This is a genomic window from Mesorhizobium salmacidum (SeqCode) (assembly GCF_037179605.1).
Taxonomy (GTDB): domain Bacteria; phylum Pseudomonadota; class Alphaproteobacteria; order Rhizobiales; family Rhizobiaceae; genus Mesorhizobium; species Mesorhizobium salmacidum.
Window position 1 is genome coordinate 93,183 of sequence record NZ_JAPYKS010000004.1, and the last position, 23,683, is coordinate 116,865.

Annotated in this window: 20 protein-coding genes, 1 tRNA gene and 1 pseudogene; 17 read left to right on the forward strand and 5 right to left on the reverse strand. The window is 63.9% G+C overall.

Annotation, left to right across the window (positions count from 1 at the left end):
* Nucleotides 1-120 precede the first annotated feature (120 nt).
* Nucleotides 121-1,542 (reverse strand): coniferyl aldehyde dehydrogenase, encoded by a 1,422-nt coding sequence (locus O7A60_RS06795; RefSeq protein ID WP_337105626.1) that lies wholly within the window; start codon nt 1,540-1,542, stop codon nt 121-123.
* A 230-nt stretch (nt 1,543-1,772) separates the two neighbouring features.
* On the opposite strand from O7A60_RS06795, the gene recQ reads away from it, so the two are divergent.
* Nucleotides 1,773-3,608, forward strand: coding sequence for a DNA helicase RecQ (gene recQ / locus O7A60_RS06800; protein ID WP_337105627.1), 1,836 nt, complete (start codon nt 1,773-1,775; stop codon nt 3,606-3,608).
* A gap of 39 nt (nt 3,609-3,647) precedes the next feature.
* On the opposite strand, the gene O7A60_RS06805 is transcribed toward recQ, so the two are convergent.
* The gene (locus O7A60_RS06805) at nt 3,648-4,631 is read right to left on the reverse strand and encodes a DUF1186 domain-containing protein (RefSeq protein WP_337105628.1); all 984 of its coding nucleotides are present in this window, start codon (nt 4,629-4,631) and stop codon (nt 3,648-3,650) included.
* A gap of 251 nt (nt 4,632-4,882) precedes the next feature.
* Between O7A60_RS06805 and O7A60_RS06810 the strand changes: the two genes are divergently transcribed.
* The gene (locus O7A60_RS06810; protein ID WP_337105629.1) at nt 4,883-6,010 is read left to right on the forward strand and encodes a hypothetical protein; all 1,128 of its coding nucleotides are present in this window, start codon (nt 4,883-4,885) and stop codon (nt 6,008-6,010) included.
* A 179-nt stretch (nt 6,011-6,189) separates the two neighbouring features.
* Entirely contained in the window at nt 6,190-7,377 is a 1,188-nt protein-coding gene (locus O7A60_RS06815) for an IS481 family transposase (protein WP_337105630.1), read from the forward strand.
* 43 nt (nt 7,378-7,420) lie between these two features.
* Here the strand turns inward: O7A60_RS06815 and O7A60_RS06820 are convergent.
* Nucleotides 7,421-7,510 (reverse strand) — tRNA-Ser (locus tag O7A60_RS06820).
* 471 nt (nt 7,511-7,981) lie between these two features.
* Between O7A60_RS06820 and O7A60_RS06825 the strand changes: the two genes are divergently transcribed.
* The 3 genes from O7A60_RS06825 (at nt 7,982) to O7A60_RS06835 (ending at nt 9,722) form a co-directional block, all read left to right on the forward strand.
* Nucleotides 7,982-8,650 (forward strand): 50S ribosomal protein L21, encoded by a 669-nt coding sequence (locus tag O7A60_RS06825; protein WP_337105631.1) that lies wholly within the window; start codon nt 7,982-7,984, stop codon nt 8,648-8,650.
* Nucleotides 8,651-8,747: 97 nt separating this feature from the next.
* Nucleotides 8,748-9,017, forward strand: a complete 270-nt coding sequence (gene rpmA / locus O7A60_RS06830; protein ID WP_015315190.1) for a 50S ribosomal protein L27 — start codon at nt 8,748-8,750, stop codon at nt 9,015-9,017.
* Nucleotides 9,018-9,134: 117 nt separating this feature from the next.
* Nucleotides 9,135-9,722, forward strand: a complete 588-nt coding sequence (locus tag O7A60_RS06835; protein WP_140509963.1) for a GNAT family N-acetyltransferase — start codon at nt 9,135-9,137, stop codon at nt 9,720-9,722.
* A gap of 183 nt (nt 9,723-9,905) precedes the next feature.
* Here the strand turns inward: O7A60_RS06835 and O7A60_RS06840 are convergent, their stop codons facing one another.
* Nucleotides 9,906-10,775: an endonuclease/exonuclease/phosphatase family protein gene (locus tag O7A60_RS06840; RefSeq protein WP_337105632.1), complete on the reverse strand. Its 870-nt coding sequence runs from the start codon at nt 10,773-10,775 to the stop codon at nt 9,906-9,908.
* Nucleotides 10,776-10,907: 132 nt separating this feature from the next.
* Here O7A60_RS06840 and obgE point away from each other — a divergent pair, with 132 nt between their 5' ends.
* The 5 genes and pseudogenes from obgE (at nt 10,908) to O7A60_RS06865 (ending at nt 16,750) form a co-directional block, all read left to right on the forward strand.
* Nucleotides 10,908-11,939, forward strand: a complete 1,032-nt coding sequence (gene obgE, locus O7A60_RS06845; RefSeq protein ID WP_027141722.1) for a GTPase ObgE — start codon at nt 10,908-10,910, stop codon at nt 11,937-11,939.
* Nucleotides 11,940-11,942: 3 nt separating this feature from the next.
* The gene (gene proB, locus O7A60_RS06850; protein ID WP_337105633.1) at nt 11,943-13,169 is read left to right on the forward strand and encodes a glutamate 5-kinase; all 1,227 of its coding nucleotides are present in this window, start codon (nt 11,943-11,945) and stop codon (nt 13,167-13,169) included.
* 3 nt (nt 13,170-13,172) lie between these two features.
* Nucleotides 13,173-14,459, forward strand: a complete 1,287-nt coding sequence (locus O7A60_RS06855) for a glutamate-5-semialdehyde dehydrogenase (protein WP_337105634.1) — start codon at nt 13,173-13,175, stop codon at nt 14,457-14,459.
* A 331-nt stretch (nt 14,460-14,790) separates the two neighbouring features.
* Entirely contained in the window at nt 14,791-15,378 is a 588-nt protein-coding gene (locus O7A60_RS06860; RefSeq protein WP_027141724.1) for a nicotinate-nucleotide adenylyltransferase, read from the forward strand.
* Between the two features lie 51 nt (nt 15,379-15,429).
* Nucleotides 15,430-16,750: pseudogene (locus O7A60_RS06865) on the forward strand (MFS transporter).
* Here O7A60_RS06865 and O7A60_RS06870 read toward each other — a convergent pair.
* Complete coding sequence (locus O7A60_RS06870; protein ID WP_027141726.1) at nt 16,751-17,602, reverse strand: mechanosensitive ion channel family protein; 852 nt, start codon at nt 17,600-17,602, stop codon at nt 16,751-16,753.
* Between the two features lie 241 nt (nt 17,603-17,843).
* Here O7A60_RS06870 and rsfS point away from each other — a divergent pair, with 241 nt between their 5' ends.
* The 6 genes from rsfS to O7A60_RS06900 all read left to right on the forward strand — a co-directional run bounded on the left by rsfS (nt 17,844) and on the right by O7A60_RS06900 (nt 23,651).
* The gene (rsfS, locus tag O7A60_RS06875) at nt 17,844-18,221 is read left to right on the forward strand and encodes a ribosome silencing factor (RefSeq protein WP_015315198.1); all 378 of its coding nucleotides are present in this window, start codon (nt 17,844-17,846) and stop codon (nt 18,219-18,221) included.
* Nucleotides 18,222-18,303: 82 nt separating this feature from the next.
* Complete coding sequence (gene rlmH, locus O7A60_RS06880) at nt 18,304-18,786, forward strand: 23S rRNA (pseudouridine(1915)-N(3))-methyltransferase RlmH (protein ID WP_337105635.1); 483 nt, start codon at nt 18,304-18,306, stop codon at nt 18,784-18,786.
* 156 nt (nt 18,787-18,942) lie between these two features.
* Complete coding sequence (locus O7A60_RS06885) at nt 18,943-20,292, forward strand: murein hydrolase activator EnvC family protein (RefSeq protein ID WP_337105636.1); 1,350 nt, start codon at nt 18,943-18,945, stop codon at nt 20,290-20,292.
* A 1-nt stretch (nt 20,293) separates the two neighbouring features.
* Nucleotides 20,294-21,625: a S41 family peptidase gene (locus tag O7A60_RS06890; protein WP_027141729.1), complete on the forward strand. Its 1,332-nt coding sequence runs from the start codon at nt 20,294-20,296 to the stop codon at nt 21,623-21,625.
* A gap of 177 nt (nt 21,626-21,802) precedes the next feature.
* Nucleotides 21,803-22,981, forward strand: coding sequence for a divergent polysaccharide deacetylase family protein (locus O7A60_RS06895; protein ID WP_337105804.1), 1,179 nt, complete (start codon nt 21,803-21,805; stop codon nt 22,979-22,981).
* 154 nt (nt 22,982-23,135) lie between these two features.
* Nucleotides 23,136-23,651: an RNA pyrophosphohydrolase gene (locus tag O7A60_RS06900; protein ID WP_140509947.1), complete on the forward strand. Its 516-nt coding sequence runs from the start codon at nt 23,136-23,138 to the stop codon at nt 23,649-23,651.
* The last annotated feature ends 32 nt before the right edge of the window (nt 23,652-23,683 follow it).

The following is a 23,683-nucleotide window of genomic DNA, read 5'->3' on the forward strand; positions in this document are numbered from 1 at the left end:
GAAAACCGTTTCACACTTTTCCTGGAATTGCTCCAATGCGCCGCGGTACTCAAAACATCACCGCAGGACCGGAAACCTGCCGGATCATGGTGAATATAAACTTAATGCGCGCGACCTTGGTCAGGTGATGCGCTTGAGCAACCCGAAAAGCCGTTCGAACGTCTTGCCATAGGGCGGCCGCAGAAGGGCTCCCGCGCTCAAGCGCGACTGCAGGAAGACCGGCTTCTCCTTGCTGAAGGTGCGGAACCCCCATTCGCCATGATAGGCGCCCATGCCGCTCGCGCCGACGCCGCCGAAGGGCTGGTTCTCCTGCACCAGATGCAGCATGCAGTCGTTGATGGTTACGCCGCCGGCGACGGTCTCGTGCAGGATGCGCTGGCGGTTGGTGCTGTCGTTGCCGAACCAGTAGAGCGCCAGCGGCCGGTCGGCCCGGTTCACATGGGCGATCGCGTCGTCGACCGTGGCGTATTCGACGATCGGCAGCACCGGGCCGAAAATCTCCTCGCGCATCAGCCGCAGGTCGGGGCCGGCGTTGCTGACCAGGGTCGGCAAAAGCTTCCGGCCCGCGGTGCCGAGCTCTTCGCCGGCCGGGTTGATCTCGGTGACATCTGCACCGGCCTCGCGGGCTTCCGCGATTATGGCGCACAGGCGCTGGTAATGCCGATCGCTGATGATGGCGGTGTAGTCGGGGTTGTCGCGCAGCGTGGGGTAGAGCCGCGCCACGGCGATTGCGAGCTTCGCGGCGACCGTGCCCGCCTGTCCCTTCGGCACCAGCAGGTAGTCCGGCGCGATGCAGGTCTGCCCGGCATTCAACAGCTTGCCATAGGCGACGCTGGCTGTTGCCGTGTCGAGATCGCAGGAGGCGTCGAGGATCGCCGGCGACTTGCCGCCGAGTTCGAGCGTGACCGGGGTCAGGTTGGCGGCGGCGGCGATCGCGACTTGGCGGCCAACCGCGGTAGAACCGGTGAACAGCAGGTGGTCGAACGGCATCGAGACGAAGGCCTTGCCCATCTCGGCATCGCCGGGGATGACGCTGAGTTCGTCCGGGGCGAAGTGCTCGCCGGCCAGTCTGGCCAGCAGTTCCGAGAAAGCAGGCGTCAGTTCGGAGGGCTTTACCAGGACGCGGTTGCCGGCGGCGAGTGCGGCCGTGACCGGCGCGACGGCGAGTTGAAAGGGGTAATTCCAGGGCGATACGATGCCGACCACCCCAAGCGGCTGCGGCAGGAGGCGGTTTTTGCTCGGCAGGAAGGGCAAGGTGGTGGCGACACGACGCTCCCGCATCCAGCCGCCGACATGCGCAAGGGCATGGCGAATGCCGGCGCGCACGACAAACAGTTCCGCAAGCCGCGTCTCGTGCGCCGAGCGGCCGCCGAAGTCGGCGCCGATCGCGGCGCAGATCTCAGTCTCGTGTCGCTCGGTCAGCGCAAGCAGGCGCTTGAGGCGGTCCTTACGAAGGCCAAGGTCGGCAAAGGGCTGCTTCTCGAAGGCGGCACGCTGCAACCGGAACCGTTCGCCGAGGACATCCTGTCTCACCTGCAGCATCGCGCCCTCCCTGGCATGTCGGATCGAGCTTACATCGTGGCGCCGAGGAATCCAGCAGGGTGCAAATTCGGCAGGGGAAGGGCGATCTCACACGGGGTAGAGAACGAGCCGGCCCTGTTGCGGCCCGGTGACGGCTGCGCTACTCCAAGGCATCACACGGAGAGTCTCTTGATCGGTTCCCACATCCTCTCCAATCCGCGAAAAATCGCTCCCAGCCAGGCGGCAGCCTGATGCAGGCACAGGCAGCGAGCATTCGGGCCGAGGATCCCAAGCGGCGCGTCCTGAAGGACGTGTTCGGCTTCGATGATTTTCGCCCCGGCCAGGCCGACGTCATGGACGCTCTGCTCGGCGGGCGCCATGTGCTGGCCGTCATGCCGACGGGGGCCGGAAAATCGCTCTGCTACCAGGTTCCTGCGCTGGTCCTGGGCGGGCTCACCCTCGTCGTCTCGCCGCTGGTGGCGCTGATGCAGGACCAAGTCGCGGCGCTGCGGCTTGCCGGCGTCGCCGCCGATACGATCAATTCCTCGCTCGACCGCGAGGCCAATGTCGCGGCCTGGCGCCGCGTGGCATCGGGCCAGACGCGGCTGCTCTATCTGGCGCCGGAGCGGCTGATGACCGAGCGCATGCTCGAGGCGCTTTCCAGGCTCGACGTCAGCCTGATCGCCATCGACGAGGCGCATTGCATCTCGCAATGGGGCCCGGCATTCCGGCCTGAATATGAAGACCTGTCGCGGTTGCGCGGCATCTTCGCCAATGTGCCGATCATCGCGGTGACGGCGACGGCCGACGAGAGCACGCGCACCGACATCGCCGCCCGGCTGTTCGCCGAGCGGGTCGAAACCCTGGTGCTGGGTTTCGACCGGCCCAACATCAAGCTGGCCATCGCGCCCAAGCAGGACAGCAAGCGCCAGCTGCTCGGCTTCATAGAGCGCCATGCGGGCAAGAGCGGCATCATCTATTGCCTGTCGCGCAAGAAGACCGAGGAGATGGCAGCCTTCCTCGAGAAGAACGGCGTCAGAGCGCTTGCCTATCACGCCGGCATGAGCAAGGAGGCGCGTGAGGCCAATCAAAACGCCTTCATGACATTGTCCGGCGTCGTCATGGTGGCGACCATCGCCTTCGGCATGGGCATCGACAAACCCGACGTCGCCTATGTCTTCCACACCGATATGCCGGGCAGCCTGGAGGCTTATTACCAGGAAATCGGGCGCGCCGGCCGCGACGGACGCGAGGCCGAGGCGCATATGCTTTACGGTCTTGGCGACATCCGCATGCGACGGCTGTTCATCGACGACGAGGACGCCTCACCCGAGCACAAGAGACGGTCGCACCGCCGGCTCGACACGCTGATCGGCTATTGCGAAACGGCGCAGTGCCGGCGTCAGGTGCTGCTCGGCTATTTCGGCGAAGAGGCTCAAGCCTGCGGCAATTGCGACAACTGCCTCGATCAGGCGCCGCGCGCCGATGGCAGTGCCGAGGCGCGGAAAATCCTTGCGGCGGTCGCGCAGAGCGGCGAGCGCTTCGGCGCGGCCCATGTCATCGACATCCTGCTTGGCCACGAGACCGAGAAGGTGCTGGCGAGAGGCCATCAGACGCTAAGCAGCTTTGGCACCGGCGCCGCGCACAAGAAGACAGTGTGGCTGTCGCTGATCCGGCAACTGGTTGCGGGCGGGTTCCTGATGCCGGATCCCGAGGGCCATGGCGGTCTCGCCATCTCCGAAAGCGGCCGCGCGCTCGGCCGCGGCGAGATTGCATTCCAGTATCGCGTCGAGACGCGGGATCCTCTCGCGCGTGGCAGGAAGCGTTCCGGGGAAGGCTCCGCCGCCGGCGCCGAGGGCGTGGACGCCTCGCTGCTGGCAGCGCTCAAGGCGTTGCGGCTGCGGCTCGCCAAGGAGCGCCAGGTGCCGGCCTATGTGGTGTTTTCCGACCGCACGCTGATCGACATGGCCGACCGCCGCCCGCGCGATCTGGACGCCTTCGCCGAGGTGAACGGCGTGGGAGGGGCGAAACTCAAGGAGTTTGGCGCGGTTTTTCTGGCTGTGATTGCGGGGCACGCCTCAGAATGACGGCAATATCGGATCGAACGGTCTTTGAAATTCGGCGCCTCAGCTGGTGAGGCAGCATTTCTTGAATTTCATGCCGCTGCCGCAAGGACACGGATCGTTGCGTCCGACGTCGCGCCACGGGTTCGCGACCGGCGTTACATTCGACCAGACCGAGTCCGACAATGAGGATTGCGAGCCATCGTCCTCGTCGAGCTCGAAATCATCGTCGCCAAGTTCGAAGCCATCGTCGTCGCCAAGGCCGCGGGTCCAATCCAGCGCCACAAGGACATCCTCGATGTAACTCAGACTGGCGCGGTCGAACCGGCCAATGTCGCCGGGTTGCTGCTCGGCTTCCCGCAGGTCGCTTTCGAAATCGCTGCGTTCAAGCGCATCTTCCGGTATACGGCCCTCGTCCCAGGCGCTGTAGACAAGCGGAACGAGGTCTCGCAGGGCAAGCATCGCGATGGCCTGCAGCCAGCCGACCCATACATAATCCCAATCGTCGGCCAACCTCTCCTTGTAGAACCGCTCTAGGAAATCCCGTGTCCGGTCGCGCTCGATCCGACCTTCCCAGGTCAAAAAGGTCACCGCGCCAAATGCACCGTCTCGGATGAATTCGTCGACGGAGCGGTCGGCAATGATGCCGAACAGCGCGTCGGCGTCGCCGTCGAATACGCCTACGATGATGCGCGACAGGGTTTCGGTTATGGCATCGCCAAGCAGCCGGTCGGCTTCCTTTCCCGGGCGGCGCAACAGACGCAGCAAGGGTTGGCATGCCTGGCTGTCTCGAGCGCCGCCGAGGATATACAGGCCCCTGAAGAGCAGCATCTCTTCATCGTCCGACAAAGGCTGTGCGTTGGCCGCGCGTTCAAGGACCGCGCGCAGCGGAGGTGCGGATTCCTCGATCCTCATCGTGCAGAGCCCGATTGCGACGTCGGGCACCTCACGTTCTGTCGCCACGGCATGCAGGTAGTCTTCGATCGGACCAAGGTCGAAATCGTCCCTGCCGCCGCCGAAAAGCCTCTCGACTTCTTCCTTCCTCATGTCACCCTCGCACGCTTCTTGCCTGCCAAAGCTACGCCGGATGGTCCACCTTTCAAGCAGCTTTTGCGTTTAATCCATGCTTTTGGAGGGTGCGAAAGGTTGGCGTTCATGGCCGACCTGTGGGCCCTGCAGGTCTCTCACTCTGGTGAGAATAACCTGGCGTGCGGCCGCGGCGTCGTAGATCAAAAAGCCTTGCTGGAGCCCTGCGAATCCTTGAAGCATACGGCCTCCTGCATCCGGTCTGAGCGGCAATGAGCGAATATCAGTACTACGAATTTCAGGCGATCGATCGACCGCTCAGCGACGCCGATCGCCGGGCTCTGCGCGAGCTGTCGTCACGGGCGCGGATCACGGCCACCAGCTTCACCAATTCTTACGAGTGGGGCGATTTCAAAGGCGATCCGGACGAACTCCTGGAGCGCTGGTTCGATCTCCATCTCTATCTGGCGAATTGGGGCTCGCGCCGCCTCATGATCAAGCTGCCGGCACGGCTGGTCGACGGGGAGCGCCTCGGCGCATTCCTCGGGAATAACGACTGTTCCACGTTCAGGATCGCTGGTGAGAACGTCATCTTGAGCATCTGGCGCGACGAGCTGGAGCCGGGTGATTGGGATGACGGTGAGAGTTGGCTAGCGATGCTGTCGCCGCTTCGGGCCGATGTGCTCGAAGGCGACCTCAGGCTGTTTTATCTGATTTGGCTCCTGGATGTGGAAGCCGAAGCGATCGAGCCGGACGAACCGGAGCCGATGCCCGGGATAGGACCGTTGACCGGCGCGCTCGAAGCGTTCGCCGAATTCTTCTGCATCGACCAGAATCTTCTCCGGGCGGCGGCGGAACGAAGCGCGGCGACGGACGAGGCGCTTCTGGAGATTTCTGTGCGGATCATCGGGGCAATGAGTGATGCTGAGAAAAGCAGCCTGCTTGTACGGGTTTTCAACGGCGAACCGCACGTGTCCGCCGAGTTGCGGGCCTTGGTTCGGGCGCGCTCCGAACCCCAGGTGGCAACCTCGCCCGGCGCCCCGCGCACAGCTGCCGATCTGCTGATCCGCGCCGGTGAGATCCGCCTTGCCCGGGAACGCGCCGAGGCGGAACTGGCGGAAGCGCGACGGCAACTGGAGGCGGAGGCGGCCGCGAAGGCACGTGAAGTACGGCTTGAGGACATTCGCCGACGGGGCGAAAGCGTCTGGACAGATGTCGAGGGTGAAATCGGGCGGCGCAATCCCGCCGGATATGACAAGGCCGCGGCCCTTCTTTCCGATCTCCAGGCGCTCGCCGAAAAACAGGACCGTGGCGAGGAATTCCACCTCCGGCTTCAATCGATCCGAGATCGCCATGCCGGCAAAGGCCGTTTCATCGAACGCCTGGCGACGCTGGAATAGGTCTTCCCCGGAGCTGCCCTCCGTCGCCAAGGCTTCGGACGGCATCCTGCTTCGCGCTGAGAAGAATTCGCCGGACTTGTCCTGCGAAGCGCGTAGCGCAAATGAGCGACCCGAGACATAGGTGACGTTTCGTACCGGACACATGGGTGACACTTTTCGGTTTTTGCCGGGAGGTGTTGATGCCGTGGAAGGAGAGTTCGGTAATGGAGGAGCGTCTACGTTTCGTAGCCCGTCTTCTGGATGGTGAGGGCATGAGCGATGTTTGCCGGGAATTCGGGATCTCGCGCAAGACCGGCTACAAGATCTTCAACCGCTACAAGGATGAAGGGCTGGAAGCAGTCACCGACCGTTCGCGCCGGCCGGTGCGTTATGCCAACCAGTTGCCCGACCAGATCGAGCGGACGATCGTGGCGACCAAGCAGGACAAGCCACACTGGGGCGCCCGCAAGATACGTGAGCTGCTCGTGCGGCGTCTGGCTGGCGATGTCCGCATTCCGGCCAAGAGCACGGTTCATGCGGTGCTCGACCGCCACGGCCTTGTGAGTCGCGCCCGCCAACGCCGGCGCCATCACGCCAAGGGCACGCCGCTTTCTTCAGCCATTGCACCCAATGATCTGTGGTGCGCCGACTTCAAGGGCGAGTTCAAGCTCGGCAACCGCCAATACTGTTACCCCCTGACGGTGACCGACCAGGCCTCGCGTATGATTTTGCTGTGCGAGGCCATGGAGACGACTCGCGAAATGCCCGTCATCGAGGCCTTCGTCCGCCTCTTCGCAGAGCGTGGCCTGCCGGCGGCGATCCGCTCCGACAATGGCCTGCCTTTCGCAAGCCCGAACGGCCTCTACAACCTCTCCAGGCTCTCGGTCTGGTGGCTCAGGCTCGGTATCGGCATCGAGCGCATCCGGCCCGGCAACCCGCAAGAGAACGGCCGCCACGAGCGCATGCATCGCACCCTCAAGGCCGAAACCACCCGGCCGCCCCGCATGAACGGCCTGCAACAGCAGGCGCGCTTCGACACTTTCGTCAGCGAATTCAATGGCGAAAGACCGCATGAAGCGCTCGACATGCGATGCCCCGCCGAACTCTACACGGCTTCATCGCGAGCTTATGACGGCCTGCCGGAGATCGACTATCCCTTCCACGACAAGGACATTCTCGTCACCGCCTGCGGGCGCATCTGCATGCACAAAAAGAAAATCAACATCTCCACCGTCATGGCCGGCCAGCGCCTCGGCATCACCGAGGTCGACGACGGCATTTGGCTCGTCAGCTTCATGCATTATGATCTGGGATACATAGACTTGGAACAGAGGACCCTGCAGACCATCGACAACCCGTTCGGCACGAGGTTGTCACCCATGTCTTAGGTACAAACTGTTACCTATGTCTCCGGGCCGTACAAAAGCAGGATGGCGGAGAGGGAGGGATTCGAACCCCCGATGGGCTTGCACCCATGCCGCATTTCGAGTGCGGTGCATTCGACCACTCTGCCACCTCTCCGCGGTCATGGTCGGCCGTTGCCGGCGCGGCGCACTAGATAACGGCTGAACGGGCAGGTTACAAGGCCAAATCCAGCGATATTTGGCTTGCCGGACAAGCAGTGGGTTCAGGCAGTGGGTTCAGGCAGTGGGTTCAGGCAGTGGCGTCAAGCTGGCGTCCGCCGCTCATCGGCGGGGTGCGGCATTGCTGGCCTTGGCAGTCGTCGCTGTCGTCACCGGGTTTTCCGGGTGCGTATGCCTTGCCGTCGTTCCGCTGAGAAGCTTGCCACGTCCGCATCGCCGAGCGGCCAATAACAGTCTCGGCAAGGGCTACTTGCCTTGACTCCCACGCAACCTTCGGTTAGGGACAGCGCGCAATCGGCGTGGAGGGTTCTTCCGCGCCGCTTGTTTTTTGAACCCGCAGACTGACAAAAAGACGGCCGAACCGCCAGAGGCGGTTCATCAAGGCCGACCGAACAGCGAAAGGCAAAAAATGTTCGCAGTCATTAAAACGGGCGGTAAGCAGTATCGCGTTGCCGCCAACGATCTCCTGAAGATCGAAAAAGTCGAAGCCAATGTCGGCGACATCGTCGAGATCGGCCACGTGCTCGCGCATGGCGAGGGCGAGAATGTCACGTTCGGCGCGCCGTTCGTCGATGGCGCTCTGGTCACCGCCGAAGTCGTCGAGCAGGGCAAGAACCGCACGGTCATCGCTTTCAAGAAGCGCCGCCGCCAGAATTCGCGCCGCAAGATCGGCCATCGCCAGCTTTTGACCACCGTGCGGATCTCCGAGATCCTGCTGGGTGGCGCCAAGCCGACGAAGACAGCAGCGGTCAAGGCGCCGAAGAAGGAAGCCAAGGGAGAAGCAGCCACCGAAGCGAAGGCGGAAGCCGCGCCGAAGAAGGAGCCCAAGGCCAAGGCAGCCGAGACCGCGGCCGCGCCGCTGTTCAAGGCGCCGAAGGGCGAGCCGGACGACCTGACCGTGATCAAGGGCATCGGCCCGGTCGCCGCCAAGGATCTCGCCGAGCAGGGCATCATCACCTTCGCGCAGCTCGCCAAGCTGTCCGACAAGGATGTCGCCAAGATCGACGAGCACATGCCGTTCAGCGCCGACCAGATCAAGGACTGGCGCGAACAGGCCAAGGAACTGGCGAAGAAGTAATTTTCTGGCGATTAGGTCGCCGGATCGGACTTGAAACGGAACGCGAACGCGTTCATAAGGCCTTTTAGGCGCCTCGCGGCGCAACGGAGTTAGTTAGATGGCACACAAGAAAGCTGGCGGCTCGTCGCGCAACGGTCGCGACTCGCATTCCAAGCGTCTGGGCGTGAAGAAGTTCGGCGGCGAAGCCGTCATCCCGGGCAACATCATCATTCGTCAACGCGGCACCACCTGGCATCCCGGCGTCAATGTCGGCATGGGCACGGACCACACCCTTTTCGCGCTCGAAACAGGCGCCGTGACGTTCAACAAAAAAGCCAACGGCCGAACCTACGTATCGGTCAATCCGATTACCAAAGCCGCGGAGTAGCCGGTTCCGCACTAGAACACCGGCGCCCATCTCGGGACCGGTGTCTGGCAAAGCCAGGAAAAGGATCAGGGGAGATGGGTTTCCATCTCCCCTTTCTTTTGCCTGGAGGACTTTGAAATGGTTGCCGAAGCGGAAGACTCAGAAGACGAAAGTTACGCGATAGATTGCCCGGTGCTGGTCACCGAGCGGCTGGTGATGCGGGCTCCAGACGAGCGGGATATCGCGCAACTGGTCGAGCTTGCCGACAACCGTCACGTCGCCGAGATGCTGGCGCGCATGCCGCATCCGTATGGCGAAGCCGAGGCTCGCGCTTTCCTCGCCATGACCAAGTCACGCCGCGCCGGCATTGCCTATGCGCTGACGCTGGCCGGCACCGACACTTTCGTCGGCTGCGCCGGGCTGAACACCACCGATCGCGGGCTGGAGCTCGGCTACTGGATCGGCGAGCCCCACTGGAAGCGCGGCTATGCGACCGAAGCAGCCCACGCGCTGGTCGATCTCGCTTTCCAGAGCACCTCGATCCAGGTGCTGCATGCCTCGACGCGGGTCATCAACCCGGCCTCACGCCGGGTGATCCACAAGTGCGGCTTCCAGTATGCCGGCCAGGGCATGCTGAACTCGATCGTCGCCGGCCAGGTGCCGGTCGAGCGCTACCGGCTCGACAGGAAGACCTGGACCAGCCTGCGCAACTGGGTCCACTTCTGATGTGTGCTGATATTCAGGTGAGGCCGGCCTGCAAACGTTGATTTTCTGCGCTTCCGGTGCTCGCGTACGATAAGTACGCTCCGCTCCGGTTCTCGAAAACCAATGTTTTAGGCTCGGCCTGACCTGAATCTCAACACACATCGGGGTCCAGCTCGATACCAAGGGTGCCGGGCTGGACTGGGCTCAACCCAGTTCGACCCAGACCGGCAGGTGGTCCGAACCGCTCGCCTTCCGGTCGACCCACAGGCGCTTCAGCGAGCGGGCCAGCGACGCGCTGGTGAAGATGTAGTCGATGCGCTTGTGGCGGCTGGTGTTGGCGGGGTCCTTTGGGTCGACCCAGGAGACGAGATCGTCGCCGGCGATATCAAGGCGCATGGCGGCATCGACGGCGAAGTCGGCGGTCAGCGGCATGCCGAATTCATGGTCCGGCCGGCCGGCGAGTTCGACATATTCGGGCGAACCGGCCAGCATGTTGAAATCGCCCATGCCGACAAAGGCTTCGGGATGCGGCAATTCCGGCAGGCCGATCTCGGCGACGCCGGACAGCGCGCCGCCTTCGAGCGCATAGTTCAACAGGCGCCGGCGCAGGAACTGGATCTGGCTGGCGCGCTCGACCGGGCTGCGGTGATCGAGATGAATGGAATAGAAACGAATGAAACCAAGCGGCGTCTCGATCAGCGCTTCCAGCGCGCCGCGCTGGAAGTTCATCATCTCGAAGCTGCGGCTGCGCGGCAAAAGCAGGTTGCGCGACAGATGAATTGGCGTTTTCGACAGGACCATATTGCCGAGCTGGAAGGTGGTGGTGATGGCGCGGCCGTCCTCGATGTGCGAGCCGATATTGGCCTCGAAATTGCTGCCGTAGACGGCGAAACATTCGGGCAGCGCCTCGCTGATCTCGGCGACCATGTCGCGGCTGCCGTTCCTGGGGTTGTTGCGGGTGACCTCCTGCAGGGCGATCACGTCGGCGCCGCGCACGGCATCGGCAATACGTCCGACATCGTAGCGCCCATCGAGACCGATGCCGTATTGGATGTTGTAGGTTACAAGCTTCATGCCGCAATCTCTCCGGCCAACCCCACGCGGCCATCGTCATAAAACGGCCTCGCCCTTCGCCGCGCCTTGGTTTAGAGCAAGGCCCAAGGTTTAGAGCAATGCCGCAAGGCCAATAAAAGAAACTGCGATCCCATGAAATTTCTCGATCAAGCCAAGGTCTATGTCCGCTCCGGCGACGGCGGCGCCGGTTCGGTGTCGTTCCGGCGCGAAAAATTCATCGAATTCGGCGGGCCGGATGGCGGCGACGGCGGCCGTGGCGGCGATGTCTGGCTGGAAGCGGTCAACGGGCTGAACACGCTGATCGACTATCGCTACCAGCAGCATTTCAAGGCCAAGACCGGCGTCCACGGCATGGGCCGCAACATGACCGGTGCCAAGGGCGCCGACGTCACGTTGAAAGTGCCGGCCGGAACGCAGGTCTTCGAGGAAGACAACGAAACGATGATCTGCGACATGACCGTGGTCGGCCAGCGCTTCCTGCTCGCCAAGGGCGGCAATGGCGGCTTCGGCAACCAGCATTTCAAGACCTCGACCAATCAGGCGCCGCGCCGCGCCAATCCCGGCCTGCCGGGCGAGGAGCTCAACATCTGGTTGCGGCTGAAGCTGATCGCCGATGCCGGCCTGGTCGGGCTGCCCAATGCCGGTAAGTCGACGTTCCTCGCCGCCGTCACCGCGGCCAAGCCGAAGATCGCCGACTATCCGTTCACGACGCTGCATCCAGGCCTCGGCGTCGCGCGCATCGACGCGCGCGAATTCGTCATCGCCGATATACCGGGTCTGATTGAAGGCGCGCATGAAGGCGTCGGCATCGGCGACCGCTTCCTTGGCCATGTCGAGCGCACGCGTGTGCTGCTGCATCTGGTTTCGGCGCAGGAAGAAAATCCGGGCAAGGCCTACAAGACCGTGCGCGCCGAACTTGAAGCCTATGGCCACGGACTGACCGACAAGGTCGAGATCCTGGCGCTGAGCCAGGTCGACACGCTCGACGCCGACGCGCGCAAGAAGAAGGTCGCCTCATTGAAGCGGGCCGCCGGGCGTGCGCCGATGCTGCTGTCCGCTGTCACCGGTGAGGGCGTCGAGGCGGTGCAGCGCGCGCTGATGGCGGTGATCGCCGAAGCCCGCGCGCAAATTGCCGCCCCGGTCGAGACGCGCTGGGAAAAGTAGGCCATGCAGTCGCTCAGGAAATACCGGCGCATCACCGTCAAGATCGGCTCGGCGTTGCTCGTCGACCGGGCGAGCGGCCTGAAGCGCGACTGGCTCGACTCGCTCGCCGACGATATCGCCGTGCTTGCCAATGGCGGTGCCGAGATCCTGGTCGTGTCGTCGGGCGCCATCGCACTTGGCCGCACCATACTCGGCCTCGGCAAGAGAGCCTTGAAGCTCGAGGAAAGCCAGGCGGCGGCCGCCGTCGGCCAGATCGCGCTCGCCGGTGCCTGGTCGGATGCACTCGGCAAGGGTAGCCTGAAATCGGGCCAGATCCTTTTGACGCTCGGCGACACCGAGGAGCGCCGCCGCTACCTCAACGCACGTGCGACGATATCGACGCTGCTCAAGATGAAGGCGGTGCCGGTCATCAACGAAAACGACACGGTGGCGACCTCCGAAATCCGCTATGGCGACAATGACCGACTGGCCGCGCGCGTGGCGACGATGATGGGCGCGGACCTTCTGGTGCTGCTGTCCGACATTGACGGGCTCTACACCGCGCCGCCGGCCCGCGACCCGCAAGCCAAGTTCATCCCGGTGGTCGACCGCATCACGCCTGACATCGAGGCGATGGCGGGTGCGGCAGCCTCGGAGCTGTCGCGCGGCGGCATGCGCACCAAACTCGATGCCGGCAAGATCGCCAATGCGGCAGGCACCGCGATGATCATCACCTCGGGCACCCGGCTGTCGCCGCTGATGGCGATCGAACGCGGCGAGCGCGCCACATTCTTCAAGCCGAGCACCAATCCTGTCAAAGGCTACAAGACCTGGATCGCCGGCCAGCTCGAGCCGGCCGGGCGGCTGACGGTCGATGCCGGCGCCATCGGCGCGCTCATTTCGGGAAAATCGCTGCTGCCGGCCGGCGTCAAACTGGTCAGTGGCAATTTCTCGCGCGGCGACACGGTGGCGATCCTGTCGCCCGAGGGCCGCGAGATCGCGCGCGGGCTGGTTGCCTATGATGCCGCCGATGCCGTAAGGATCGCAGGCCTGAAGACGACCGAGATCGAGACGGTGCTCGGTTACGAGGCGCGTTCGGCGATGATCCACCGCGACGATCTTGTGGTGAGTCATTCCAGTGACCAAGTACGGGCCAGTGACCAAGTACGGGCCAGTGATCAAGTACGGGCCAGTGACCAAGTACAGGCCAGTGACCAAGTGCGGGCTGAAGGCGACATAAGCGGAGGATGAGCCATGCTGAAGCTGCATGAAAAATCCGGGGATGACACCGTGGCGCTGATGGCCGATATCGGCCGCCGCGCCCGCGCCGCCGCCCGACCGTTGGCCATCGCCACCACCGCCGCCAAGAACGCCGCGCTTGCCGCCATGGCGGAGGCAATCGTCGCCCGGAAACAGGACATTCTCGATGCCAACGCCATCGACGTCCTGAACGGCGAGCAATCGGGATTGTCCGCATCCTTCATGGACCGGCTGAAGCTCGATCCGGCGCGCATCCGCGCCATGGCGGACGGCATTCGCGAAATTGCCGGGCTCAAGGATCCGATTGGCGATATCATCGCCGCGTGGGAGCGGCCGAACGGCTTGCATATCGAGCGCGTGCGTACGCCGCTTGGTGTCGTCGGCGTCATCTATGAAAGCCGGCCGAACGTGACTGCCGATGCCGGTGCGCTTTGCCTCAAGGCCGGCAATCCGGTGATTTTGCGCGGCGGTTCGGATTCGCTCAATTCCTCCTCGGCGATCCATGCCTGCCTGGTCGAGGGACTGAAGGCGGCCGGTCTGCCCGAGGATGCCATCCAGCTGGTGCCGACCACGGACCGCGCCGCGGTCGGCGAAATGCTCAAGGGGCTTGGCGGCAATCTCGACGTCATCATTCCGCGCGGCGGCAAAAGCCTGGTCGGGCGGGTGCAGAGCGAGGCGCGAGTGCCGGTCTTTGCCCATCTCGAAGGCATCTGCCATCTCTATATCGACCGCTCCGCCGAGCTCGACATGGCTGTGCGGATCGCGGTCAACGCCAAGATGCGGCGCACGGGTGTCTGTGGTGCCGCCGAAACGCTGCTGGTCGACCGCGCCATCGCCACCATCCATCTGGTGCCGATCCTCGACGCGCTGCGCGCCGCCGGCTGTGAAATTCATGCCGATGCCGAGGTGCTGAAAGTCTTCTTCGACGCCAAGCCGGCGACCGATGCCGACTGGGTGACGGAATATCTCGACGCCATCATCGCGGTGAAGCTGGTCGACGGCATCGGCGGTGCGATCGATCATATCGAGACATTCTCCTCGCACCACACCGAGGCGATCGTCGCCGAGGACTCGACGGCCGTCGAACGGTTCTTCAACGAGATCGATTCGGCGATCCTGCTGCACAACGCCTCGACGCAGTTCGCCGATGGCGGCGAGTTTGGCATGGGCGCCGAGATCGGCATCGCCACCGGCAAGATGCATGCGCGCGGACCGGTCGGCGTCGAGCAGCTGACCTCGTTTAAATACCGCGTGCGCGGATCAGGACAGGTGAGGCCTTGATGTCTTTCGCCCACCAGGCCTGAAACTTTGCGCCCAGGCACCCCCCTCCGTCCTGCCGGAGCCGGCCCTTCGCTGTCGCTCCGGGCGTTCGTTATCCGGAAAGCCAGGCAATTGGCTTTCCGTCCGCTTCGCGGACCACTCCTCACCCCCCTCAAGGGGGGAGATCGGCTGACATTTCCGGTTTCGCTGATTGTGGACGTTGCAAGATCTGCGCCTGCGATCAAACAGCCAATCTCCCCCCTCGCGGGGGAGATGCCCGGCAGGGCAGAGGGGGGCGCCTAGCACGATGCTTTCGTCCCCCCAGCCCACGGTCTCTTCCGCCTACCTCAAGATGCCGCACGCCGAAAAAGGCCTCGCCGTAGGCCTGTTCGGCGGTTCGTTCAACCCGCCGCATGCCGGCCATGCGCTGGTTGCCGAAATCGCTTTGCGGCGCCTGGCGCTCGACCAGCTTTGGTGGATGGTAACCCCGGGCAATCCGTTGAAGAGCGCACGCGAGCTGGCACCGCTGGTCGAGCGGCTGCAACTGTCGGAGAAGATCGCCAGGAATCCAAAGATCAAGGTCACGGCCTTCGAGGCGGCACACAATGTGCGCTACACCGCCGACACGCTGGCTCTGGTCAAGGCGCGCAATCCCGGCGTCGACTTCGTCTGGATCATGGGCGCCGACTCCCTGCGTGATTTCCATCACTGGCAGCGATGGCGCGAGATTGTGCTCACCTTTCCGATCGCGGTCATCGATCGTCCGGGCGCCACGCTGTCGTTCCTGTCGTCGGTGGTTGCCAAGACCTTCGATTACGCCCGCATCGACGAAGGGGATGCGCCGCTGCTCGCCCGCATGAAGGCGCCGGCCTGGACCTTCATCCACGGTCCGCGTTCCTCGTTGTCGTCGACCGCGATCCGGAAAATGACGAAGGGTTGAGCATCTCGTCCATCCGGCCATGTCGTTTTTACAGCGGCATCCGCCTGACCGATGGGCGATGCTGATCAGCCATGGCGGTCCAAAAGAAAAGAAAACCCCAAAATCGATCCGAAACAGGGCAGTCCACCGACGCCGCTGATTGCGATTGCCAGCGTCATCGTGTCGATGGCGCTGATTGCCATCGGCAACGGGCTGATGTTCGCCTATATCCCCGTCCGGCTCGGCGTGGAGGGGTTCGACCCGGTCTGGGCAGGGCTGATCGTCACCGGCCTGTCGGCCGGCGGCCTTGCCGGCTGTATCCTGACCGGCCCGCTGGTGCGCAGGGTCGGCCACGCACGCGCCTTCATGGTGCTGTCGGCACTGATCGCGCTGTCCAATGTCGCCATCGGCGCCGGGCCGCATCCGCTGCTGTGGATCGTGGCGCGTGCGCTTTACGGCTTTGCCATATGCGGGCTGTTCATTGTCGCCCAGAGCTGGCTCAACGACGCGCTGCCGAACGCCATACGCGGCCGAGTGATGGCGGTGTTCTACGTCGCCTACGTTGCCGGACTTGGCATCGGTTATGCGACGCTTGCCGTCATCGACATTCACACGGCCGCGGCGTCGTTGATCGGCATCACCTTCACCGCTCTGTCGATCCTGCCTGTCGGCATGACGCGCCTTGCCCAGCCGCCGGCGCCGCAGGGCTGCTTCGGTGGCGCTGCGCCAGGCCTGGCGGATTTCGCCGGTCGGGGTCGCTGGCATGCTGGCGGTCGGCGGCCTGTCGATGATCATTTCCGGCTTCGCCCCCATCCATGCCGCGGCCAAGGGTTATAGCCAGGCCGACGTGGCGCTGCTGTTGTCGGCAATGCCGGTCGGCACGCTGATCCTGCAGATACCGCTTGGCTGGCTTTCCGACCGCACCGATCGGCGTTACGTGCTTGCTGGCGCCGCGGCGCTCGCGGTCTTCGCCAGCGTGCTGGCCGTAGCCTTCGACGGCGGTGCGCTGATGGCACTTTTGGTGATCTACCTGATCTGGGACGGGGCGGCGGAATCGATCTACGCGCTCTCCAGCGCGCATGGCGCCGACCGCGCCAGGAAGGATGAACTGCTTGCCCTGTCGAGCTCGATGCTGTTTGCCTGGTCGCTCGCCGGCTTCATCGTGCCAGGCATCGTCACGGCGCTTTCCGCCGTCTTCGGCACGGCAACCTTCATCTATGTCGGCATCGTCATCGCCTCGGCATTCTGCCTGTTCGTGCTGTGGCGGGTGATCGCGGTGCGGCCTGTTCCGGCGGCCGCCACGGGCAGTTTCGCGCCGATGTCGGCGCAAGCACCGCTGCCGGTGGAACTCGCCTTCGCGCCGGACGAAGAGGCCCGCCGCCGAGGCGGTTGATTACTGCTTGCGGGTCTCGGGCGACGGTGCTTCCGGGGGTGGCAGCGGGATGGAGATGCCTTCACTGTCGAAGGCCTGCTTGGCGCGTTTGGTCATATCGATCTGGGTGGCGAAATAGTCCGCCGCCGCGGTCCAGTAGCGCAAGGTGAGTGAAACGGTCGTATCGCCGAGTGCGCCCACGAAGGCGATCGGCGCCGGTTCGCGGCGGATGCGCTTCTCGGCGCCGGCAATGCCAAGCAATGTCTTCTGCGCGCCGTCTATGTCGTTCCAGGAGCCGATGCTGAGCGTGATGTCGGTGCGACGCACGCCATTACGGGTGAAATTGCGTACCGGTTGGTTCCACAGCGTCGAATTGGGGGCCAGTATGTAGACGCCGTCGGCGGTCCTGAGCTTGGTGGCGAAGAGGCCTATTTCCTCGACCGAACCGGCAATGGCGCCGACTTCGACCGATTCGCCGATGCGGAACGGCCGCAGCGCCAGAAGCATGATGCCGGCGGCGATGTTCTGCAGCGTGCCTTGCAGGGCGAGACCGATGGCCAGGCCGATGGCGCCGATCGCGGCGATGATCGATGCGGTCTGCACGCCGAACTGGCCGAGCACCATAATGACGACGAGGATCAGGATGGCGTAGCGGACGATCTTGGAAAAAAAATGCCGCAGCGTCGCGTCGAAACCGTGGATATGGCCGAGGCCAGCCGAGATCGAGCGCTCGGCAAGGTTGGCAACGATGTAGCCGACCACCAGGAGGATGACGGCGCCGATGGCGGAGAAGGAATAGGAAACGATCAGCGTACTCAGCTGCGCGAGGCCGGCCTGGACGGTGAGAAGGGTGTTTTGCGGGTCGATCGGCATGGTGGGATTCCGGTTGGTCGGTCAGCCGATAACCGCTGCGGAACGCCTGGGTTCCGATGTTTCTGCGTCTCGCGTGGAACAATATACCAGTCGGCGAGTTCGCGTGAGTTGGGCTCCGTCTTGAAACTGCAACGGAACTCTGCCTATCTAAGAGGTGTCACCTGCTTCAAGGGGTGATTTGGTTGTTCTTGCTGCGAAAGGAAATACACTGAGAACAGCACTGCGGAAGAAGGCCGATATCATGCCTTCGCCGGCCAGGATCAGCGTAGACGACGCCGTTTCCCGTGCCATCAAGACAGTCCTTGCCAGTCTGGAAGACTCCAAGGCCGAAAATATTGTCTCAATCGACATTCAGGGAAAATCGAGCCTCGGCGACTACATGGTCGTCGCGTCGGGTCGATCGCACCGTCATGTTGCGGCTGTCGCCGATCATCTCCTCAAGGCGCTCAAGGATGCCGGCCTCGGCACTGCGCGCGTCGAGGGATTGTCCGGTGCCGACTGGGTCCTGATCGATTCTGGCGATATCATCGTCCATGTCTTCCGCCCCGAAGTCCGCGAATTCTACAATCTCGAAAAGATGTGGCAGGCGCCGGACCTCGAGGAAGAGACCCTCCACTAGGCCGCCTTTGTTGATGCATGCCATGCCGAAAAACCGGCTCCCACCCTTGGGTGACATGCACTAGCGGCTTATAGAGGCGAGGATGAAGATTTCAGTTCATGCCGTGGGCCGAATGAAAGCCGGCCCCGAGCGGGAGTTGGCCGACCGCTATTTCGAGCGGTTCGCCAAGAGCGGACCCGCCGTGGGGCTCGAATTCACGGGCATCACCGAGATCGCCGAGGGCCGCGCGCAGAGCGCCAGCGAGCGGCAGCGCGACGAAGGCTCGCGCCTGCAGGCGCAGCTGCAGCCAGGCACGGCATTGATCCTGCTCGATGAAAGAGGCAAGAGCCTGTCCTCGCAGGATTTCGCCGGCCGTATCGGACAGTTGCGCGATGGCGGACGCAAGGCGCTGGTGCTCGCCATTGGCGGCGCCGACGGCCACGATCCGCCGCTGCGTGACCAAGCCGAGCTGGTGCTGTCGTTCGGGGCGCTCACCTGGCCGCATCAGCTGGTGCGCGTGATGCTGGGCGAACAACTCTACAGGGCGGCGACGATCCTGTCGGGCCATCCCTATCACAGATCCTGAAAGCCGCCGGGTCGCACCGAATTTAGCCCCAATGCCGCGTAAAATTCATTTTGGGGCTGCCTTTGCTTTGCAGGGTGTTATTGCGAACCCTTTGGACGACAGGCGCTAACATAGTTGATGATTCGTTAACGAAGCCGCGGATAGAATCGATCGCGAATGTCTGAAGGCTGGAAATCGACGACGGGCTCATCGACCGGGAGCTCCTGGCGCGCGCGCTGCGGTATCGCGGCGGCGGCGGTGCTTCTGTCGCTCCATGCGGTGCGGGCCGAGAACACGCTCGACATGGCGCCCGATCCGGACCAGAGCCGCGCCGAATACGAGCAGGTTTCCAAGGAAATAACGCTGTCGTCGGAACGGCTGGCGAAGCTCGCCGCCGATATCGCCACGGTCAAGAAGGACCACGCCTCGATCACCGCCGCGCTGATTCAGTCGGCGATGACCGAGCAGAAGCTTGGCCAGGACATCGAGGACATCGGCGCCAAGCTGGAAGGACTGAAGGGCCAGCAACAGAAGATCCGCGCTTCACTGGCGGCGCGGCGCGACGTGCTGGCCGAAGTGCTGGGCGCCCTGCAGCGCATGGGGCTCAATCCGCCGCCGGCGATCCTGGTCAAGCCGGAGGACGCGCTGTCGTCGGTGCGCAGCGCCATCCTGCTCGGGGCCGTGGTGCCGGAATTGCGCCAGCAGACCGATGCGCTGCTGGCCGACCTCAAGGAGCAGACCCGGGTGACGGCGTCGATCGAGGCCGAGCGGACGCGGCTGACGGCAGCGGTCGGCGACCAGGCGGCGGAGAAGAAGCGGCTCGGCATGCTGCTGGAGGCCAAGCAGAAGCTCGAGGCCGACACGAAGGCGCAGATGGCGGCCGAACAGCAGCGTTCCGAGCAGTTGGCGGCCAAGGCCAGCAGCCTGAAGGATCTGATCGCTTCGCTCGAGGCGCAGGCCGACAAGAACCGCAAGGCCGCGGATGCCGCGAAGGCAGCCGATGCGGCAAAGACCGGGGGCACCGAGCCCGGTGGCGACCAGACGGCATCGCTGCCGGTTCCCGAAGGCAACAGGTTGACCGCGGCGACGCCTTTCTCGGCACTGCAGGGACAGATCGCCTTGCCGGTCACCGGCCGCATCAAACGCCGTTTCGGCGTCGACGACGGTAACGGCGCCTTGATGCTTGGGGACATGGTTGCGACACAATCGGGAGCCATCGTTACCGCGCCGGCGGATGGGAATGTGCTTTATGCGGGGCCGTTTCGCTCCTATGGTCAGCTCTTGATCCTCAATGCCGGCGACGGTTATCATGTCGTCCTGGCTGGGATGAGCAGAATCAGCGTCGCGACTGGCCAGTCAGTGCTCGCAGGAGAGCCGGTCGGTGCGATGGGAGAAGCCCGGGTGGCAAGCACCTCGGTTTCGAAGAATGGAAATGCCACGCCGGAACTCTATGTCGAGTTCCGCAAGGATGGAAAACCCGTCGATCCGGCCCCATGGTGGGCGGACCGTTTTTCTGGAAGGACGTGAAATGATGCGGAAACTGTCGCTTCTGATTGCCGGTGCGCTGATGGGCGCCTCCGCCATGAGCCTTGTCTATGGCGCACCCGGCTCGGCGGCGAACGCTGCAGGGTCGGAGACCTACAAGCAACTGGCGATCTTCGGCGACATCTTCGAGCGGGTGCGGGCGCAGTATGTGACCCCGCCCGACGACAAGTCGCTGGTCGAGAACGCCATCAACGGCATGCTTTCCTCGCTAGACCCGCATTCCTCCTACATGAACGCCGAGCAGGCGCAGGACATGCGCGTGCAGACCAAGGGCGAGTTCGGCGGCCTCGGCATCGAGGTCACCATGGAGAACGACTTGGTCAAGGTGATCACGCCGATCGACGACACGCCGGCTGCCAAGGCGGGCGTGCTGGCCGGCGACTATATCGCCAAGATCGACGGCGAGGAGGTTCGCGGCCTGACGCTCAACGACGCGGTCGACAAGATGCGCGGCCTGGTCAACACGCCGATCAAGCTCACCATCCTGCGCCAGGGCGCCGACAAGCCGATCGAGCTGACGGTGGTGCGCGACATCATCAAGGTCAAGGCGGTCAAGTTCCGGGTCGAGAACGACATCGGTTACATGAAGATCACCTCCTTCACCGAAAAGACCTATGACGACCTCGAGAACGCCATCGACACCATCAAGAAGCAGGTGCCGGACGACAAGCTCAAGGGCTATGTGCTCGACCTGCGCCTCAATCCGGGCGGCCTGCTCGACCAGGCGGTGAGCGTGTCGGATGCCTTCCTGAAGCGCGGCGAGATCGTCTCGACGCGCGGCCGCGATCCGAAGGACGTCACCCGCTTCGACGCCAAGCCGAAGCAGACCGACGACATCAACGGCAAGCCGATGATCGTGCTCGTCAATGGCGGCTCGGCCAGCGCTTCGGAAATCGTCGCCGGCGCGCTGCAGGACTTGCGCCGCGTCACGGTGGTCGGCACACAGTCCTTCGGCAAGGGCTCGGTGCAGACCATCATCCCGCTCGGCGAGAATGGCGCGCTCAGGCTGACGACGGCGCTCTATTACACGCCGTCGGGCAAATCGATCCAGGGCAAGGGCATCACGCCAGACATCAAGGTCGACCAGCCGCTGCCGCCGGAACTGCAGGGCAGGGACCTGACGCGCGGCGAATCCGATCTCAAGGGCCATATCAAGGGTGCCGACGAGAGCAAGACCGGCTCCGGTTCCGCAGCCTATGTGCCGCCGGATCCGAAGAACGACCTGCAGCTCATCTATGCCGAGCAGCTGCTGCGCGGCCAGAAGACCGATCCGTCCTTCCCGCCCAATCCGGAAAAGGCCGTGCTCAACCAGTAAGGTCGGCAACCGGTCTGGCCGGTTGAACGAAGCAATGCGATGCTGCCGGGACCGAAAGGTTCCGGCAGTTTGATTCGGGGGGCAGGACCAGGCCTCCAGGCGGGCGCCAGGATTGATGAATGCGTGCATCTGTTGCCGAAGGAGGTCGTCTTCGGAACCGTGCACCGGGGACAGGGCTTGGCTGATATCGGCAAGGACATCGAACGCCCGCTTGGACAGACTGTCCGGGTGCCGCGTGCCGCCGGCAAGATCAGCGTAGGCGTGATCGCGGCGAGCGCGGTCGTGCTGGCCGTGGTCGGCGTCTCGGCCGCGATCGCGCTCAGGGAAAAGCCGTTTCGAAAACCGCAGGAAGTCGCCGTTTCGACGCCGAAAGTGACTGCGGCGGCCGAGCCGGCCGCGTCTCCCGCATTGGCCCCGGCGGCGACGCCAAAAGTGGATACGCCGGCGAAGACGGGCGGTCCGCAGATCATCCATGTGCAGACGGAAGAAGGCGATGGCCCGCCCAAGGCGGCAATCGTCATTCGCGATCCGTCGACCGTCGGCCAGAACCTCAAGATCGCGCATATTCCCGACAGGGCGCTGATAGAAACCAGTGAAACCGGACCCTTGCCGATGCGCTCCGCCGATGGCCGGCGGCCGTTCGACGTTTATGCGCGGCCATGGTCCGGCACACGCGGCGCACGTGTGGCAATCGTCATCGGCGGCCTCGCGGTTTCACAGACCGGCACCCAGGCGGCCATTGCCAAGCTGCCGGCGGAAGTGACGCTGGCCTTCGCGCCACAGGGCAATAGCATCGGCCGCTGGATGCAGGCAGCGAGGCAGAGCGGCCATGAGATCGTCATGCAGGTGCCGCTCGAACCGTTCGATTATCCCAACGTCAACCCCGGCCGCAACACGCTGACGGTGGCGGCGACCCCCGACGAGAATCTGAAAAACCTGCACTGGGCGCTGTCGCGCACGACGAACTATACCGGCGTCATGAACTATATGGGCGCGCGGTTTTCCTCCGACGCGGCGGCGATGCAGCCGTTCATGGCCGAGCTCGGCAAAAGGGGCCTCGCCTATATCGACGATGGCTCGTCGGCGCGCAGCCTGGCGCCAGACGTGGCGCTGAAGGATGGCGTGCCTTTCGTCGCCGGCGACACGGTGATCGACGCGGTGCAGGATCGCGGCGCCATCCTGAAGAAGCTCGACAGTCTCGAAGCGACCGCGCGTGCCAAGGGCACCGCCGTCGGCATCGGCTCGGCTTTCGACCTGACGGTCGACACGGTGTCGTCATGGGTGGCCGAGGCCAAGAAGCGCGGCATCGAGATCGTGCCGATTTCAGCGGTGGCCGTCGATCCACAAAAAGGCTAACAGCCGTCTTGATAATTCCACTCGGGCGGGCATCTGGCGGCGCTTTCCGCGCTTCCGGTGCTCGCGTACTTTAAGTACGCTCCGCTCCGGTTCTCGAAATCACTCGCCACCTGCCTCACCAGAGCGAATTCTCAAAACGGCTGGAACCTCACCTATGGCCAAAAAAGTCGACCGCGAAACGCTGCCCTATCGCCCCTGTGTCGGGTTGATGATCCTCAATGGCGAGGGGCTGGTCTGGGTCGGGCATCGCATTGCCGAACCCGACAGCGAATTCGCCGGTACGACGCAGCTCTGGCAGATGCCGCAAGGCGGCATCGACATGGGCGAGGAGCCGCTGCAGGCGGCGGAGCGGGAGCTCTATGAGGAGACCGGCATGCGCAGCGTCTCGATGCTGGCCGAAGCGCCGGACTGGATCAACTACGATCTGCCGGACCACCTCGTCGGCATCGCCTTCAAGGGCAGGTATCGCGGCCAGACGCAAAAATGGTTCGCCTTCCGCTTCCATGGCGATACCAGCGAGATCCAGATCAACCCGCCGCCGGGCGGCCACACCGCCGAATTCGACAAGTGGTCGTGGCGGCCGATGCAGGACCTTCCCGACCTTATCGTGCCGTTCAAGCGTCAGGTCTATGAAGATGTGGTGGCGGCGTTCCGGCATCTGGTTCCCTAGTATGTCGCGCGTCGGCCGTGGTTCGAGGGCCG

What these genes read in the sequence shown, in the direction of transcription:
- O7A60_RS06795 (WP_337105626.1), bottom strand. Translation starts at nt 1,542, where the DNA reads ATGCTGCAGGTGAGACAGGATGTCCTCGGCGAACGGTTCCGGTTGCAG.
- recQ (WP_337105627.1), top strand. Translation starts at nt 1,773, where the DNA reads ATGCAGGCACAGGCAGCGAGCATTCGGGCCGAGGATCCCAAGCGGCGC.
- O7A60_RS06805 (WP_337105628.1), bottom strand. Translation starts at nt 4,631, where the DNA reads ATGAGGAAGGAAGAAGTCGAGAGGCTTTTCGGCGGCGGCAGGGACGAT.
- O7A60_RS06810 (WP_337105629.1), top strand. Translation starts at nt 4,883, where the DNA reads ATGAGCGAATATCAGTACTACGAATTTCAGGCGATCGATCGACCGCTC.
- O7A60_RS06815 (WP_337105630.1), top strand. Translation starts at nt 6,190, where the DNA reads ATGCCGTGGAAGGAGAGTTCGGTAATGGAGGAGCGTCTACGTTTCGTA.
- O7A60_RS06825 (WP_337105631.1), top strand. Translation starts at nt 7,982, where the DNA reads ATGTTCGCAGTCATTAAAACGGGCGGTAAGCAGTATCGCGTTGCCGCC.
- rpmA (WP_015315190.1), top strand. Translation starts at nt 8,748, where the DNA reads ATGGCACACAAGAAAGCTGGCGGCTCGTCGCGCAACGGTCGCGACTCG.
- O7A60_RS06835 (WP_140509963.1), top strand. Translation starts at nt 9,135, where the DNA reads ATGGTTGCCGAAGCGGAAGACTCAGAAGACGAAAGTTACGCGATAGAT.
- O7A60_RS06840 (WP_337105632.1), bottom strand. Translation starts at nt 10,775, where the DNA reads ATGAAGCTTGTAACCTACAACATCCAATACGGCATCGGTCTCGATGGG.
- obgE (WP_027141722.1), top strand. Translation starts at nt 10,908, where the DNA reads ATGAAATTTCTCGATCAAGCCAAGGTCTATGTCCGCTCCGGCGACGGC.
- proB (WP_337105633.1), top strand. Translation starts at nt 11,943, where the DNA reads ATGCAGTCGCTCAGGAAATACCGGCGCATCACCGTCAAGATCGGCTCG.
- O7A60_RS06855 (WP_337105634.1), top strand. Translation starts at nt 13,173, where the DNA reads ATGCTGAAGCTGCATGAAAAATCCGGGGATGACACCGTGGCGCTGATG.
- O7A60_RS06860 (WP_027141724.1), top strand. Translation starts at nt 14,791, where the DNA reads ATGCCGCACGCCGAAAAAGGCCTCGCCGTAGGCCTGTTCGGCGGTTCG.
- O7A60_RS06870 (WP_027141726.1), bottom strand. Translation starts at nt 17,602, where the DNA reads ATGCCGATCGACCCGCAAAACACCCTTCTCACCGTCCAGGCCGGCCTC.
- rsfS (WP_015315198.1), top strand. Translation starts at nt 17,844, where the DNA reads ATGCCTTCGCCGGCCAGGATCAGCGTAGACGACGCCGTTTCCCGTGCC.
- rlmH (WP_337105635.1), top strand. Translation starts at nt 18,304, where the DNA reads ATGAAGATTTCAGTTCATGCCGTGGGCCGAATGAAAGCCGGCCCCGAG.
- O7A60_RS06885 (WP_337105636.1), top strand. Translation starts at nt 18,943, where the DNA reads ATGTCTGAAGGCTGGAAATCGACGACGGGCTCATCGACCGGGAGCTCC.
- O7A60_RS06890 (WP_027141729.1), top strand. Translation starts at nt 20,294, where the DNA reads ATGATGCGGAAACTGTCGCTTCTGATTGCCGGTGCGCTGATGGGCGCC.
- O7A60_RS06900 (WP_140509947.1), top strand. Translation starts at nt 23,136, where the DNA reads ATGGCCAAAAAAGTCGACCGCGAAACGCTGCCCTATCGCCCCTGTGTC.